This window comes from Neisseria perflava (assembly GCF_019334725.1).
GTDB classification, from domain to species: domain Bacteria; phylum Pseudomonadota; class Gammaproteobacteria; order Burkholderiales; family Neisseriaceae; genus Neisseria; species Neisseria subflava_A.
The window spans coordinates 2075440-2091871 of the sequence record NZ_CP079818.1 but is presented as its reverse complement, the minus strand read 5'-3'; the positions used below and the strand labels follow the sequence as shown (position 1 = coordinate 2091871).

Annotated in this window: 15 protein-coding genes, 1 tRNA gene and 1 riboswitch; of the genes, 11 read left to right on the top strand and 5 right to left on the bottom strand. The window is 41.9% G+C overall.

The window, feature by feature from the left end; translation table 11 throughout:
- Positions 1–28: 28 nt before the first annotated feature.
- Genes LPB400_RS10010 through LPB400_RS10000 form a run of 3 tightly spaced genes read right to left on the bottom strand, consistent with a single transcriptional unit; the run spans position 29 to position 4090 of the window.
- The gene (locus tag LPB400_RS10010) at positions 29–1993 is read right to left on the bottom strand and encodes a DUF262 domain-containing protein (protein ID WP_070814884.1); all 1965 of its coding nucleotides are present in this window, start codon (positions 1991–1993) and stop codon (positions 29–31) included.
- Positions 1980–3296: a DUF262 domain-containing protein gene (locus tag LPB400_RS10005; protein ID WP_070814883.1), complete on the bottom strand. Its 1317-nt coding sequence runs from the start codon at positions 3294–3296 to the stop codon at positions 1980–1982. Before LPB400_RS10005 ends, LPB400_RS10010 begins: the two co-directional genes overlap by 14 nt.
- 41 nt (positions 3297–3337) lie before the next feature.
- Positions 3338–4090, bottom strand: coding sequence for a PP2C family protein-serine/threonine phosphatase (locus LPB400_RS10000; RefSeq protein ID WP_070814881.1), 753 nt, complete (start codon positions 4088–4090; stop codon positions 3338–3340).
- A gap of 231 nt (positions 4091–4321) precedes the next feature.
- On the opposite strand from LPB400_RS10000, the gene LPB400_RS09995 reads away from it, so the two are divergent.
- Together LPB400_RS09995 and LPB400_RS09990 are read left to right on the top strand one after the other, a co-directional pair.
- Complete coding sequence (locus tag LPB400_RS09995) at positions 4322–4606, top strand: PepSY domain-containing protein (RefSeq protein ID WP_003684382.1); 285 nt, start codon at positions 4322–4324, stop codon at positions 4604–4606.
- Between the two features lie 382 nt (positions 4607–4988).
- On the top strand, positions 4989–6635 hold the full coding sequence (locus tag LPB400_RS09990) for a Pycsar system effector family protein (RefSeq protein WP_413231330.1): 1647 nt from the start codon (positions 4989–4991) through the stop codon (positions 6633–6635).
- Positions 6636–6775: 140 nt separating this feature from the next.
- On the opposite strand, the gene LPB400_RS09985 is transcribed toward LPB400_RS09990, so the two are convergent.
- The gene (locus tag LPB400_RS09985) at positions 6776–7375 is read right to left on the bottom strand and encodes a CDP-alcohol phosphatidyltransferase family protein (RefSeq protein ID WP_219088852.1); all 600 of its coding nucleotides are present in this window, start codon (positions 7373–7375) and stop codon (positions 6776–6778) included.
- A 71-nt stretch (positions 7376–7446) separates the two neighbouring features.
- Positions 7447–7492, top strand: a riboswitch (PreQ1 riboswitch).
- Between the two features lie 3 nt (positions 7493–7495).
- Here LPB400_RS09985 and queC point away from each other — a divergent pair.
- A complete protein-coding gene (queC, locus tag LPB400_RS09980; protein ID WP_107792331.1) occupies positions 7496–8155 on the top strand; it encodes a 7-cyano-7-deazaguanine synthase QueC in 660 nt (219 codons plus the stop codon).
- A 95-nt stretch (positions 8156–8250) separates the two neighbouring features.
- On the opposite strand, the gene LPB400_RS09975 is transcribed toward queC, so the two are convergent.
- Positions 8251–9312: a L,D-transpeptidase gene (locus LPB400_RS09975; protein WP_107792332.1), complete on the bottom strand. Its 1062-nt coding sequence runs from the start codon at positions 9310–9312 to the stop codon at positions 8251–8253.
- Positions 9313–9451: 139 nt separating this feature from the next.
- Here LPB400_RS09975 and rlmD point away from each other — a divergent pair, with 139 nt between their 5' ends.
- From rlmD to LPB400_RS09935, 8 genes are all read left to right on the top strand, one after another.
- Positions 9452–10777, top strand: a complete 1326-nt coding sequence (gene rlmD, locus LPB400_RS09970; protein WP_070460107.1) for a 23S rRNA (uracil(1939)-C(5))-methyltransferase RlmD — start codon at positions 9452–9454, stop codon at positions 10775–10777.
- A gap of 124 nt (positions 10778–10901) precedes the next feature.
- Complete coding sequence (locus LPB400_RS09965) at positions 10902–12377, top strand: 23S rRNA methyltransferase (RefSeq protein ID WP_219088850.1); 1476 nt, start codon at positions 10902–10904, stop codon at positions 12375–12377.
- 23 nt (positions 12378–12400) lie between these two features.
- Positions 12401–13504, top strand: coding sequence for a response regulator (locus LPB400_RS09960; protein WP_219088848.1), 1104 nt, complete (start codon positions 12401–12403; stop codon positions 13502–13504).
- 10 nt (positions 13505–13514) lie between these two features.
- On the top strand, positions 13515–14051 hold the full coding sequence (locus LPB400_RS09955; protein ID WP_003748733.1) for a GTP-binding protein: 537 nt from the start codon (positions 13515–13517) through the stop codon (positions 14049–14051).
- Between the two features lies 1 nt (position 14052).
- The gene (locus LPB400_RS09950) at positions 14053–14694 is read left to right on the top strand and encodes a peptidase M23 (RefSeq protein WP_070646666.1); all 642 of its coding nucleotides are present in this window, start codon (positions 14053–14055) and stop codon (positions 14692–14694) included.
- 39 nt (positions 14695–14733) lie between these two features.
- Positions 14734–15093, top strand: a complete 360-nt coding sequence (locus tag LPB400_RS09945; protein WP_070460119.1) for a roadblock/LC7 domain-containing protein — start codon at positions 14734–14736, stop codon at positions 15091–15093.
- A gap of 97 nt (positions 15094–15190) precedes the next feature.
- Positions 15191–15266: transfer RNA gene (locus LPB400_RS09940), tRNA-Asn, on the top strand.
- Positions 15267–15462: 196 nt separating this feature from the next.
- Complete coding sequence (locus LPB400_RS09935) at positions 15463–16254, top strand: fimb protein (RefSeq protein WP_070460121.1); 792 nt, start codon at positions 15463–15465, stop codon at positions 16252–16254.
- Positions 16255–16432 lie beyond the last annotated feature (178 nt).

Genomic DNA, 16432 nt, shown 5'->3' with positions numbered 1-16432 from the left:
ACGGACGAAGAGATGTGTTAAGTGCCGATTATGGTTGATACGATGAGTCAGTCAGTGGTTCGTTTAAGATTTTTAGCATTTTTTCCTCATGATCTTTTATCTCACTTTCTGTCCAGTTTGGATAATTCATCATAATGGCTTGTTTCAAACTATCATAAGCAACCTCTTTTTCGTAATACTGCCGTTTCAAATTTGGAGGTAAATTACTTAAACGGGAATTTTTACTTTGAGATAACAAATAAAGATTGCCAAAATTATCTAAGACATTTGTATCTAATTTATCTAGGCGAGAATCTTGAGAGGGATTTTGTGGGTAATGGTGCTCAACCGAGCTTCTAAAACTAAATCTAAAATTTTTCCAGATAGATTGTTTCTTGTCTGAAAAGTCTTCTACTTTTTCCGGATATTTCCATAATTGATAATCCAATCGATTAAATACAAAATTTGGGACGTTTACTCCATCATTCCAAGTCTTATGTACTGAAGAGATGGTGTAATTATCATTTAAGATAATTTTCATAAAATCCCTGTTTCCATTGCAGTTGTTTTCAAAATAAAATTTATCGCAAAGATTTTCAAGAAACTGAATATATGTTTCTTGAGTAATACTTTTCTTATTCTCGAATAACCAACGCAATGTAGCATATAGCCAGTTTTTATATATTCGGGATGGATTAGAAACATGAAACATAGAAAGCAACATTATTGCGTTCTTAGTTTTGTCATTGGTTTCTTCAGTATCAGTGGAATTGCCATTGTCGATACCAAAAACATTTTTATAGGAATAATTCTTTGATTCTTCTTTTTTAATTTCCCATAAAGACCAATGCTCATTTTCTGAGCGTAAAGAGTTTGATTTAATAATATATTTATCAAATAAATACCGACAAGATAGCAATGTATCTATGAAATTTACGATCTTTTCTTTGTTCCAGTCTTCATTGTCAAAAGCATGCCAAAGTTCTTTTTCATCCAGAGAAATCTTTTTAAAGGTAACTTTGTTAATGCCGGTAGGAAATTTTTCTAGATAAATTTTCAAGATATGCATTAAGAAGTTAGGGAAATCAATAACAGAATTAAAACGCCCATCTGTCAGCCCGTTTTCTTTTTCCTGTGAAGGGTGGGGATGCTCCTTATCGTCTATTATTAATTGAAGAATTGATTGTTCTTCATTTGCGGGGCCGGTATCTGAATGTTGAGTCTTTTCTGCATCAGCAATATTCTCAATAATTTCATTAAATTTTGTTGGGATAGTATTTTCCCAATTCTTGCCAAAAATATTTTCTCTAAGTGAAGGGTTAATTCCCATTACAACATATCGGCTCATGTCAGAACACGCATCCCAAATTTTGGCAAAAATAGAGCGCTCACTATCTGTGTCTAAAACCTTCATCAAAGTAGCCTTGATAATCTCATGTTTTTCTAATTGCTCTCCCCGCGTATTCATAATTTCAAAGTAATGATTGAGGTCGGTGTCTTTGGGTACTTCGGTTCTAATAATTTTAACGTTTTCTTGTAAGAACTCTGCCAAACACCTTCCTTCTTTTTCTGTTCTCTCAGTTTCCCAATATTTTTTTATTGATTTTAAAGCATTTTTAAAAATATCAGGTATGGAGTCAGAGTCAAGATGTCCTAAGGCATAGTCGGAGTCATTTCTATGCTCAAAGTATACATTTCTAACAAAGGTATCTGATTTTAAGTAGTGCATTGATTTTAAGTAGTGCATGATTAAAGTCAGTGTGGTCAATCGTTGTTGTCCGTCTATGACTTCTAAATCTCCATTTCCTCTTTTATAAATGACTAAGCTGCCAATATAATAATTATTCTTATTTTTCTCATTTTTCTCATATGCATTCCATAGGTCTTGGATAAGAAGGCTGATTTCATCATCTCCCCATGCGTAATTACGTTGATAAATAGGAATAATATATCTGTCTTTATTCAATAATTCATTTATGGTTAATGTTTTTACGTAATTATTATTTGTTTTCATCTTTAATTTCCAAAATCTCTTTTATTTTAGGATCTACATGTTTTGAAAAATTGACTTTTTCGGTTTGTTGAATAAAACGCATGACTTGTTCGGGGGTAATGGATTTTTCAATATAAGAAATTAATCCAGCTATATCATGAACTTTATTTTCAATGGTCTTAAAGGTAATACGCTGAGATTCTACCCGAGTACGATAAGCCCATAGAAAAGCTTTTGTTATAAATTCTTCAAAATGGCTTGCTCCAAATTTATCAAAGTATAACAATACGGTACATTCAAATAAATTTCTAATGTATTTATCACCAGTTCGATAACTGTATTTATGATTGTTTAAAAAAGCCATTACTCCTTTTTCTAAATCAATTCCATTAATAGAATGAATTTTATCTAACAACCCATCCTTTTCTTTAAATAGTTTTTCATAGATGGCCGTATAATTTTCAATGTAATCAAAGAAATATTTTCCATTAATTAGCACTTGTGTGGCTTGAAATGCTGATATCGATCGATATAAAAATGGATTTTCATGTGATAATTTTTGTATGGCATGAGTAGCTAATATTCCATGTAAGTAAGGATAATCAACTTTTTCATGAACGCCTTTAAATGTATCTAATTCATCTGATGTAAATATTTCTGCATTCTCTTTATAATGCCAGCGGCGAAGTCTAAATAAGATATAGTTGATAATTTTATCTAAATTATTTATATCGTTAGACATTGCAGATTTTTCCCAGCGTTCGACACATTGGTGAATGACCTTCTCGTCTTTATCTCTCATGTCTCTTAAATGATAAGCTTTTAAGAGGTCATAAGATTCTAAAGGTTTGCCTCTGGCATTTTGTGAATCAAAAAATTGAAAAGCCTCATCTAAGTCATCTAATTCGATACAAACCATTTCACACCTGTTAAGGAGATAATCCTTAAATTTATTTGTGAAATTATAGTTTTTGAGAAAATTATAGTTCGTTGTAATATTATTTTTGCTGATGCTATGATTCAGTTTTTCTTCTAAAAGAGACACATCATCCTTCCCCAGTTTATGAAGCAATAACGAGAGTGTAATAAGCCGTTGTTGGCCATCTACTATTTCAGATATTTCAGAACAGTCTTTATCCTTATTTAAAACAATTGTGCCGATGCGATATATTTTTTTCCCCTCTCTAAAATTTTGGAGCAGGTCATCGATTAATTGTTGTACATTTTTAATTGTCCATTTGTATGGTCTTTGATAATTAGGGATACTCAAATTTAATTTAAATATGTCATCAATCTTGAGTATTTCTGCTTTTTCTATGCTCATATAGATACCCCTTAGTATGAAAAATAGGTAAACATTATAGACTACAATCGGCAAACTACTACCGACATATCATCATAAACTCTTTGTTTCGCAATTAATTTACGAAATACAGTCAGACGGGACTTATCGTTATCATATTGTTGCCAAATTTTTTCTCTTATTTCTTCTGAAAGAGCGTCGCTTAGGCCGTCTGAACAAAGCAGCAGGCTTTCTCCTGCTTTAAGCGTAAGCTCGACATGGCACATTTTGTCTTGGAAATCGGAATAATCTGCTACTAGATAAGAAGAAACGCCGCCATATATGGTGGCAAACCCTTCTTCTTTTTTATCCGACAAACCATCCAGCAATTCGGAGAGTATCGAGTGATCTTGGGTCAGTTGCTTCCATTTTCCTTGTGTATCAATCAAATAGGCGCGGCTGTCGCCTACGCTGATGATTTCGGTTTTGCCGGTGGTTTGGTCGATTTCGGCGGCAACAAAAGTGGTTGAGGAACCAAAATAATCCTCTGCCAACTCTTTAGATAAAGCGGTTTGTACATGATTGATGGTTTGACGGCTGAGTTTGGTTGTATGGCTTAATAGGTGCATGGCTGATTTGCTGGCTTTTTCGGGACGATTGCTATTGGAAATGCCGTCGGCTATCCCGATGATAAAGCGTGGACGGGTTTCAAGACGTGTTTCAGCGGTTTTGAGTTTATATTGAAACACTTGTTCGCCGTTAAAAAGGGCATCTTGGTTGTGCTGTTTGTTGCTGCCGATTTGTTGGCAAAAGGTGATTTCGCAAAATTTGTTCATGATTTGTCCGTTTGTTGGGTGAATATTCGCTGCAGGCTTTTCATTGTTTCTAACTCTCCGGATTTACACTTGGGCAATACGTTTGAAATTTGATAATTAAGGTTAAAGGCTGTCTGAACAGTTTTCAGACGGCCTTTACTGCGTTTAACCAAGCACTAATTAACTGCTAATTTTACTGTGTTTTAATACATCCATCGAAACCCGAATACACATTTGAAAAGGAAATCAAACATGAAAAAATTCTTATTGACCGCCATCGTTGCTTTGTCTGCTGCTACTGCCGGTGCCAGCGATTACATTGAACACAAAATCTACAGCGACAAAAACTTCGAGCAAAACCGTGCTAAAGCCGTAAAAATGTTGGAGCAACGCGGCTATCAAGTTCACGATGTTGAAGCCGATAGCCGTCGAGGCCAGCCTGTGTTGGATATCGAGGCTTTTAAAGATGGTCGTGAGTACGACATTGTTTTGTCTTATCCTGATTTGAAAATTATTAAAGAACGCATCGACTATTAATATTTTGATGCAAGGCGGATTGTCGCAGGACTTTGGGGTTCTGCGGCAGTTTGCTATTTAGGTATTTAAAGAATGTAAGCGGCATGTAAATTACCTAAAATAAATGAACTAAATATGTTTTTTATTTTCCATTTAATTCAAAGTGTTTGATGTTGGGAGTCATGATATGGATTTGAATGATTGGAAGGAAAATGGCCGGCAGAAGCAGATGGGCGACCAAGGCAAACCTTTAAACGACGGCACATCTGCAGAATCCCAACAGGATGTTGATTTGTGGGATCACAAGCAAAACGGTGTTGTTGAAAACGAAGTTGAGGTTGTGGCTGACGCGGTAGAAATTCAGGAAGCAGTAGAAGGTCAGGATGTAGTTGAACATCCTGAAATGCCGTCTGAAAAAAACGAGAAGAAGGCCAAACGCAAAAAAGACAAGGCGAAAAAGAAAAAAAATAAAGCCGAGGATTTGAATGCGTCTGATCTGTTGGGTACGAATAAGGGCGTGGAAACCATGTTCCGCAATGCCGTACGCTCGGAGATGGAATTGTTGGCGCTGGCGGCAACCAAAGCAAATATTATGATTTCGCTGAATGGTTTTATTGTTTCTGCGCTGATGATTTCGGGCGCGTTTATTTTTTCATCGTCGCCCGAATTTTTGATTCCGGCCAGTACGTTTATGATTACTGCCGCAGCATCTATCGTGTTTGCATTGCTTTCTGCTTCGCCGGAACGTATCGGTAAAATGCAGGCGGCGCGTACATGGTTTAAGGATTTCATCCGCGGCCGTTCGAAACTGCGGGATTTGAAAACCCGCCTCAGTAGTACCGAAACGCGCTTTTTTGGCGGCAGCCAACCCAATATTTTGATTTATGAAGACCGTGTGAAACTGCAAAAAGATCAATATTGGGAAATGATGCAGGAGATTATGGGCGATCGTAAACAAATCTATGAAAAGATGAGCGACCATCTTTACTGGCTCGGTTTGTTGGCGGATAAACAGTTCAAATACATTAACTTATCTTACGCGGTATTCCGCTGGGGCTTGCTGGCTTCGCTGGCGGCATTTATCGGCGTAAAAACATTGCCGTCATTGCTGATGCCTCCGGCCAACAACGCGGCAGAGTTGCGTTCGCTGGGTATCAATATGTTTAACGGCGTATTTGAGCCTTCTGCCGTACAACAGCTTCCGGACGGTAAGTTGCTGATCGCGGAAGACGAACCCAACCATGCATTCAGTATCATCAGCATTGATAAAACCGGCAGGTTTGTAGAAGACGAGGCATTGGATACGCGCGTGATTACCGGTTTCAAACGCCGTCTCAGCGACTTGGAGGCTTTGGCGCGCGACGATGAAGGCTTTATCTACGCAATGACTTCACACTCACGCACCCGTAAAGGCAACCGATCGCCTGACCGCGAACACCTGATGCGCTTTAAAATCCAAGACGGCAATGTGTTGGGGCTGACCAGCTACGACAATCTGACGCAGGTTTTGGAAACCGATCACAAGCTGCATGATTTGATTCGCGAGCGAACCAAGGCAGAGGTTTCTTTTGAAGAAATCAATATTGAGGGCATGGCGTTTGATCCAGTGAAAAAACGTCTTGTTTTGGGCTTCCGTGATCCTGAGTTCAACAACATGGCTTTGGTCGCGTTTATCAGCAATCCGAAAGATGTATTTGAGCGCAATGCCAAGCCTGAGTTTGACGAAGTGGCCGTGATTGATATTGATGGCGGCGGTATCCGTTCCCTCAACTATGATCCTGTTTTGAAAACCTACGTGATCGCTAATGAAGTGAAGGATGAGAATGGACAGAAATTCTCACAACTGTGGACTTGGAGCGGTAATCCGACCGATGAACCGCAAAAAATCTCTTTGCCTAATCTGCAACACATTACCAACGTTGAAGCCGTCGATTCAATTACCGTTAACGGCAAGCCTCAAATGATTTTGATGGGCGATGAAGGCAATGCTTCGCAGAAAATTACTGCCAAGTATATGTTGGTAGATTACAGCCAACTGGGTAAACAATAAGTTATCTTGGCTACTGAATAAAAGGCCGTCTGAAACCGATAGTTTATGGTTTCAGACGGCCTTTTTTGTTTTCAGTAAAACGGGGTGATGGGTTTAAATATTTTAATCAATGATGATTAACCCAAGAACGTGGACAAGTTTCAGACGGCCTTCAAGCCATTGATGACACGTTTGTAGCAGGTATAAACCAATGCCGCGCAGGCCAGCCACATAAGGATATAGAAAAGCGAATGGAAGCTGCCGGCAATTGCATACCATACTGCCAATGCGCCGATAAAGAATGCGCGATCGCTTTTGCCGAATGGTCCGTCATAACGACGGCCGTTGCCATGGACTTGTCCCAAAACGCCGCAAAATTCAGTCATTGCCGCCAGCCAAATAAACAGGGCAATTTGTACGCCGCCGAAGGGCGCGATAAAGGCAAAAGGCAGATACAAAGCAGCATCTGCGGCAATATCAGTGATTTCATTCAAATAACCGCCTAATGCCGATTGTTGGCCGAACTCCCGTGCCAGCATACCGTCCATCGCATTCAGCGCCATACGGACAAACAACCAGATCGGTAAAAGCCAGAATAGTGTGGATACACCAGCAAACAATGCTAAAAGCAAACCGATCAAAATAGAAACGGCGCAGGCAAACAGGGTAATCTGATTGGCAGTAATACCTTTTTGATACAGTCGCTTAACAATGGGGCGCAATAGGTTTTGGAATTTTGGTTTCAGGGCGTAAATGCTCATGATTATGCTATATAAAAGAAAATGAAGTGCCGTGATTATAGACGAAATCCGTTATAATCCGTCAATCTTCGAATCACGCGGTTCGCAAACCTCCCGCGTTAACAAAACTAGGAATTTACTATGGAAAAACAGCAGGCCCTCGTTATTTTTTCGGGCGGGCAGGATTCAACAACCTGCCTGATTCAGGCAATTCAAACATATGGCCGTGAAAATGTGCAGGCCATCACTTTTCAATATGGGCAACGCCACGCCATCGAATTGGAGCGCGCGCGTTGGATTGCCCAAGATTTGGGCGTGAAGCAGACAGTACTCGATTTGAGCCTGATGCAACAGATTACACATAACGCCTTGATGGATGATACGGCATCCATTGAAACAGCTTCAGACGGCCTGCCCAATACATTTGTAGATGGACGCAATGCTTTGTTTTTGCTTTATGCCGCCATTTACGCCAAAGGGCAGGGAATACGCCATATTATTGCCGGCGTGTGCGAAACCGATTTTTCCGGTTATCCCGACTGCCGCGATGTGTTCGTCAAGTCGATGAATGTCACGCTGAATCTGGCCATGGATTACGCTTTTCAAATCCATACGCCCTTGATGTATTTAACCAAAGCGCAAACATGGGCGCTGGCAGATGAAATGGGTGCATTGGATTATATTCGTGAGCACACGCATACCTGTTATAACGGCGTGGTTGGTGGTTGTCATGAATGCCCAAGCTGTATTTTGCGCGAGTGCGGTTTGTCGGAATATTTGGAAAGTAAAAAGGCCGTCTGAATTAAGAGGGGCATATATTTCCAATATCCAGTTGTACGAAAAGGCCGTCTGAAAAATTCATTTCAGACGGCCTTTGGCTATGTATTTTGTTCTGCTTAGAACAACAAATCTGCAGGTTCGCTGCTTGTCGGAGCATCTTTCGCAGGGGAAGAGGCAGGGGTAGTAGCCGGTTCGGAAGCGGCTTTAGGCACAGAAGCAGGAGTATCGGCCGGAGTGGTTGCCGGTTTGGCAGCAGGTTTTGCCGGTTTCACCGGAGTCGGACGAACGCTTTGTTTCGGTTCGGATGCTGCCTTGTTTGTATCGTCGGTAGCATCGACTTCGATTTCAGTTCCTTGAGGCAATACCACATCTTTAGCAGGAGCCGGTTTCGGCATGACTTTAGGTTTGCTGTAAGCATCCGTGCCGCTGGTCCATGCCAAAGACTTCAAAGGCGATTTGAGTTTCACACCTTTGGCGCAGGTCAGACAGTTTGCTGCGCCGGTGCGTCCTTTCAGGATTGCATCCACACGTGCGGCAGGAATGGTTTTGCCGTGCGCTTTTGCCCAGGCAGTAATGCTTTTTTTCAGGGCAGCCGTATCAAGGTTTTTCTTGTCGTATGGGTCGCGATAGGCAGCCAGCCACAAGTTTTGGTTGGCATCTTCGTTCAGACTTGCCATTTGATAGATAACGGAGGCAGGAGAACCTGTTGCGATGGTTTTGGCGAATTCCAATGCGTCAGGCGATTTCATGCGCACGCAACCATGGCTGCGGACGCCGGGTACGCTGGCAGGGGCATTGGTGCCGTGAATGCCAAGGCTTAATTTAGGGTCGCCAAGACGGACAAATACCGGGCCCAGCGGGTTATTCGGGCCGGCCGGTACGCTTTTAACTCCGTCATTGCGTTCTTTTTGGATGGATTTAGGGATATGCCAAACCGGGTTGTAGGCTTTTGCGCCTATTTTATGTTCGCCCAGATTGGTTTGGGTCATGGCTTTGCCGACGGCAACAGGATAAATTTTGCTCAGTTTACCGTTGTCGTAGAGGAACAAACGCTGTTGCGTAATATTGATAACGACGTGTTGTCCGGAAGAGGCGGGGGAGACGTCTGGAATAAGTGTGTTTGCAGCAGCGGCTGAAGTTAAAAGGGCGGCGGTCAGGCCGAACAGTATTTTTTTCATGTCGTCTTTTTTTGTAGGGTTTGAAATGAAAGTTTTTGGCGCATGATACCTGAAACTCTGTGTTTTTGTGAGAAAATATGCGCTTTCGGTATTGGAAGACAGTCAGACGGCCGGTAAGCGGCTGTCTGACGGAAACGGTATGAGTGTGAAAGAACGGTATCAAGAGGCGGAAGTTTTTTCTTTGGATTATGAGGGCAGGGGTGTTGCCAGAGTCGATGGGAAGACTGTATTCATCGGCGGTGCGCTGCCCGGAGAGCGTGTAACGTTTGCCATTCATAAAGAAAAAAAGCAGTTTGCAGAAGCTCAGGTCGAAACGGTTTTAAAACCTTCTTCCGAACGCATTGAGCCAGCTTGTTGCTATTTTGATACATGTGGCGGTTGTTCGCTTCAACATGTTTCCTTTGGCGCGCAAGTTGCATTAAAGCAACGGATTTTGGAAGAGCAGTTGGAACGGATAGGTAAGGTCAAGCCTGAGATAATTTTGCCCCCTTTATATGGTTACTCCTGGTATTATCGCGATAGAGCACGTTTAAGTGTTTCGATGGATAAGCAAGGCCGTCTGAAACTCGGTTTTCAGGCCAAAAAAAGCCATGATGTCGTCAATATCCGCCATTGCCATATTTTGCCTAAGCATGTGTCCGATAGGTTGCCTGATGTCCGCAATTTGCTGCAAAAGCTGCATGATGACGGTGTGAAAGTGAAATTTGTTGAGTTTTATTGCGGAAAAAATGTGACCGTATTCAACATTCGTTTCGTAAATCAACCGTTTGGACAAATATTAAGCGAATTGCGTAATTGGTTTGATAAGATATTGTCGGGTGCTGAAAAGGCATGGCAAATATGGCTGCAGGATCATGCCGAGTCTTTGCCGTTTTACCCTGAGAACGCGCCTGCCCTGAACTATACTTTTGCTCAATTTGATGTGGAAATGCCTTACAAGCCGGGTGATTTTACGCAGATTAATGCGCAATTGAACGAAGTGATGGTGGCAAGGGCGGTCAGGCTTTTAAACCCTCAAAAAGGGGAGAGGATTGCCGATTTGTTTTGCGGTTTGGGCAATTTTAGTTTGCCGCTGGCAAAAAGTGGTGCATCGGTTGTCGGTATTGAAGGTGCCGATTATTTGGTCGATAGGGCAAGGGAAAATGCACGCCTGAATCGTTGTGCCGAGAATATGACGTTTTCTGTTGCAGACTTGTTCGATACCGATGAAAAAACTGTTGAGTCGTGGGGGCAATTTGACAAGATGTTGCTGGATCCTCCGAGAAACGGGGCTTATGCTGTTGTCAAATCGCTACACAAGCCGTTTTTGCCTCAGAAGATAGTGTATGTTTCGTGCAATCCATCAACATTTGCACGAGATGCCGGTGTCTTGGTTGATAAGGGCTATAAGTTTAAGGCGGTAGGAATCATGAATATGTTTGCACAAACCTCGCATGTTGAATCCATTGGTGTGTTTGAGTTGTAAATTGGTATCAAGTCCTTTATGGGGGTAGGGTTTCTAATGTGAAAATGGGTGCGTTCATGTTATCATCATTCGTTTGGGGAATTAATAGCGTTGAAGTTGCGTGTAAAGCAACAGATGTTAATAAATGCAGTTTGCAGCACAAGACCGGGAGGTGTTCTTGAACTATCAACTTTTAACTATTCTTTTGCTGGTGCTTTTTTTGCTGGTGTTGGTTTTTGTTCGTCATAAACAAAGTAACAATTCAGACAAACAAAGCGCACATGCATCAAAAAGCGGCCGTACATCTGCTGCTCATACAGCCTCCTCTGAGGATGGAAACGACTGGATTGAGAAAGTCAACCAGACAGTTTCCAATGCGGATAATCAAGACTGGGAATGGGGCGGAAGCGGATCAAACGATGCAACAGCTTCTGTCTCCGCGCAAGAAGTCGATCCATTGACCGAATACCAGGTTTATAAACAATTCGGTTATGAGAGTAAGGCTGCAGAGTCTTTGGCCGGTTATCTCAATACCTTGGAAGACGGTGCGCCGGAAAAACTGGTTCATGAATTAATCGGTTTGAATCTGCGCGTCGGCAATATCGACATGCTCGCAGATACGCTTGAGCGCCATAGTGCTTCCCTTTCTGAAGACAGTGTTGCCGAATACTTGAAAGCCGGTCTGGCTTTGGATTCAACCAACCTGCGCTTGCGCGTTTTTGCCGAACATCATCTCGGTTGGAATATGCAGGAAGTGGATCGTCAAATTGGCGAACAAAGCGGTTTGGAAGTTGCTTCCGATGAGCATATTGCCTTTGAGAACGATTCGGCCGAACGCATTGTCATGCCAGGTATGGGCAAACGCGCGCCTATCGTATTAGGCAAGAAAGACTTTGGCGAAATCAGCCCTGAAGAGATGGGTGCGGTGATTGGTTTTGCCAAGCCGGAGCGTAGTGCAAAAATCCTGAAAAACAAGATTAGTTACGAGACTGCTTTGCATCAATACAACAAAGCAATCCAAACTTCTGCGAAACCTGCTGGTCTCATTATCGATGCCTTGCGTCTGGATTATCAGAATGAAGAAGTAGGGCAGTTTGCCAAGCATCTGTGGAAGCTTTACCACTCTTTGGGCCAATATGGCCGTCAAGTAAAAGAACGTATGCTTGGTTGGGGTTATAGCCTTGGTTATCACGAAATTTTTGATGATTTGGAAAAAGGGCCGTCTGAACAGCAAATTAAAGAGATTGGTTTGAAGCGCGGTTATATTCAGCCAAGTTCTTTGCAGATGAAAGCCAAATATCGCGATTTGGTTCAAAAAGATTCTTCTGTCATCAGTGCAAGCTCTTCACCTGCTGATGAAGCTCTGAAAGAAGTGGAATCTCTGTTGGCTTACGGTCAGTTGGATTTGGCTATCAGCACTCTGGAACAAGCTGTTTTACAGTATCCTCAAGAATCGCAGCTGTACATCATCTTGTTTGATTTGTACGAACGCGTCGAAGACTGGGGACGTTTAGAACAATTCCTGCGCCTGTTGCGCGAGCGTGTTGTCAGCCTGCCTGAAGAGGTTGTCTTGGCAATGAGCCGTCTCTTGCAACGAATGAACCAATATTCAAAAAAATAAGATAATCGTAGAAAGTACGAGTAATGAATAATCATTTACCAAAAATTAAAACCATACGGGTTATGTTACAGGAGATGGGTGAGCAACAGCAGGCGGTATTCCGTATGGCATTTAAAATGCACAATACGACGAATTACGTCATCGTTTCTCCTGATTCTGATGAAAAACCGGATTTGGTATTGGTTGATACCGATACGCCGGCAGGTGTAGAAGCTTGGAAAGAGTCGAAGAAAACTTATCCGGAAGTACCTGTGGCGATGTTTTCTTCCGAGTTGCCAACCGTAACGACTCCTTATTTGGCCAAGCCGGTTAAATTCGATACCTTGTTTCCTGTTTTGCGCAGCCTGGCTCAGGGCGGGAATGTTTTTGAGCCGTCTGAACAACAAGCGGCTGAAGAGAATAAAGGACAATCAAATTCTGATGGCGCAAGAAAAGCCACCATTCGCCGATTTAATCCAAATAAAGGCTTGTTGGGTGCGTTGAAATTTGCCAGTCAAGGACACCAAGATATTGCCGTCTTGCATGAAGGCAAGCCGATATTGATCGTGTTTCCTAGTATCCAGCGAGTACTGTTGACAGTCAGCGCCAATGAGTTGGAGAAATTGTGTAAGAACGATAACTTGGCTGTCGTGTGTAAGGCCGTTCCTGATAATCCTCAATGGAAAGAAAAAGCCAAAGTCACCATTATGTCATGCTTGTGGCAAATGGCTATTTGGACTGCATCAGGCCGTCTGATTTATCCGATGACGCCGCAAACTGTCTTTACACTCAAGCGGTGGCCAAACTTAACCCGTTTGGCACATGTTCCGGAATCTATGCGTCTGTCGGCATTTCTGACAAAAACGTCGGTTAATCTGAACATCCTCTATAAAGTTATGCCTTTAGAAATGCCTGATATTTTAAATTATTTATCGGCAACATATATGACAGGCTTTTTGGCAACAGATACAGAGTTTGCAACTGATGCGAACAATACGCCTTCGTTGAATGAACAGATTGATGTGAATAGCAAAGACGTACCTGAAACAGCAATGAGCAAAGAGGCTCAAAAAATTGCCGGTCCGTCGAAAGAACAACCTCGCGGTCTGTTGCAACGCCTGATGCGTAAGTTGCTGGGTAAATCGTAAAGGACACGTCATGAAAGAAAATAAAATTATCTTTACCGGTCCTGTTGGCGTAGGTAAAACCACTGCAATTTCAGCTTTATCTGATGAACCACCGGTTCAAACCGATGCATCCGCATCCGATATGACACTTGTCCGCAAGGGGTACACGACTGTGGCGATGGACTACGGTGTCATTCATTTGGATGAGGAAACCAAGGTTCATCTGTATGGTACGCCTGGTCAGGAGCGTTTTAATTTCATGTGGGAAATTCTGAGCCAAGGCAGTATGGGCTTGGTGCTTCTTTTGGATAATACAAGAAGCAATCCATTGAAAGACCTGCAATTCTTCTTGGATGCATTTCGGGAGTTGCTGAAAAAAGCGCCTCTGGTTGTAGGGGTAACAAAGATGGATATCCGATCCTTACCAAGCGTGGATGTTTATCAAAAATATTTAGCACAGAATAATTTTAATGTACCGGTTTTTGAGATTGATGCGCGTCGAGAAGACGATGTAAAACAATTGGTTACTGCCATGTTGTTCTCAATTGACCCCGGATTAGAGGTATAAGATGGAAGCGACACTTTCTTTACAAGCAAATTTATATCCTAAGATTACACCGGCGGGTGCGTATTATGCTGTTTCAAATGATACGCCCAGTGCCAGCAGAACTTTATTGTATGGCCTGTTGCGTGCAGAGCCGTCTGAAACCATCAGCAGCGAAAAAATCTTGGCATGGGCGGATACCAGCGACATCAATACCGCTTTGAACCTACTGTATCGCCTCCAACGCTTGGAATTTTTGTATGGTGATGAAGAAATCAGCACAGACGATATCCATTTGACTGACGAGCAATTGCCTACATTGTTGGAACAGTTGTCTAATTCTGGCAAAGCTTTATTGGCTGATGAAAACGGTTTGTATTTTGCCAATGCTAATTTCCATCACGAGGCTGCGGAAGAGTTGGGCCTTTTGGCGAGTGAAGTGGCCAAAATGGAAGACAAACACCGTCTTTTGATTCGCAATAACCTACATATCAATAATAGCGCATGGGGTATTTGTGATCCTTCAGGCCAAAGTGAATTGACCTTTTTCCCCCTGTATATTGGCATGACCAAGCTGATTTTGGTAATTGGTGGAATGCCTGACTTAAATAAAGAGGCTTTTGTTACTTTGGTTAAAGTGCTGTATCACCGATACGGCAGCCGTTGATTTTTGCCTGACCGATATTTATTTTAGAATGGAGCGACTATGCAACAACTATTAATCTCTGTATTAAGCGATTTGAACAATACTTCTGCGGATATCACTGCCTCTGCAGTTATTTCTACAGACGGCCTGCCGATCGCAACCATGCTGCCTTCCCACTTGAATGCAGACCGTGTAGGTGCGATGTCGGCAACGCTTTTGGCATTGGGCAATCGTTCCGTACATGAGTTGGCTTGCGGTGAGTTGGATCAGGTAATGGTTAAAGGTAAAAATGGCTATATTCTGTTGAGTCAAGCAGGTGAAAATGCAGTGTTGGTATTGATGGCAAAAGAAAGCGGTAAATTGGGCTTGATTTTGTTGGATGCGAAACGTGCAGCCAAACAAATTGCTGAAATCTTATAAAATTTTTATAAATTAAAAAGATATAAAAATATTTTTGTTTTATATAGATTGTTGCTTGACAGGTTTCTGATATTTTCTATATAATTCCATCTTTAATTCCCCGATAGCTCAGTCGGTAGAGCGACGGACTGTTAATCCGCAGGTCCCTGGTTCGAGCCCAGGTCGGGGAGCCAAATTTTAAAACCACCATGTTACATGGTGGTTTTTATTTTATCTATTTATTAGTATTTTTAATATATTGATAATGCGTGGTGAGATGATTGCAGTTAATGCTTCAATTTTCAGACGGCCTACCAGCATATTTAAATATCTCATTTATTTTTTTAGCTACATAATATTTATAGAAGAAATAATATCTTATTGTTATCTATGGAAAACGCACATACATTACATTCTTCACCACGCTTTCGGTTCGCATTAAAAAATGCGGCATGGCATTTGTTGATTAGTCTGATTTTGGCAGGATTGGCCGCTTTGTTAGTATTTGGAGTTTGGTATCCTTATCCGTATGCCGAGCTGACAGGCGGATTGGCTTTATATAAACTGGTCATTTCAGTAGATATTGTTTGCGGCCCGTTGCTGACTTTGATTCTTGCCAGTCCGAGCAAAAAACTTAAAGAGAGGATTGTTGATTTTTCCTTAATCGGCATGATTCAGCTGGCTGCTTTAATTTATGGTTTGTGCAACGTATCTTTGGCGCGTCCAGTGGTTTCCGCATTCGAAACCGATAGGATAAATGTGGTAACTGCTGCAGAAATTGATGTAAATGATTTGAGCCATGCTCCGAAGGATTTGCAGGATTTATCTTGGTTTGGCGTACGCCGTGTTGGGTTGCGTGAAGCGATGAGCCCGGACGAAGCTAACCAAGGTCTTGATTTGTCTTTGAAAGGTGTTGAACCAAGTATGAGGCCTTCTTGGTGGTTGCCAGATTCGCAGCAGGAACGTGAGAAAATTCGTAAAGCAATGAAACCGTTGTCTGTCTTGGCAAAAGCCCGTGGCATGAATGAGGAGTCAATTTTGGAACAGGCTTCGCTGAGAAATGATGGGAAAGAGTTGTATTTCTTGCCATTTACCAGTGCGCGAAGTAAAGAATGGGTTGTGATATTGAATGAGCAGGCAGATTTTTTGGGTTATGCGCCGATTGATGGTTTTATCAAGTAAGAAAAGGTCGTCTGAAAGCTGGTAAGTGCTGGTATAGGCTGTTTTTAAAAGAAAATATGCTGTTAGACTTTGCCTTTCTTTCTTCAAACTGATAAACTGTTTGCCATTATTGTTGACCGAGGCATAAATTTTTCATGAAAGACGCAGAGCAGAGTAGTTGTTATACCGCTTCTTTCCC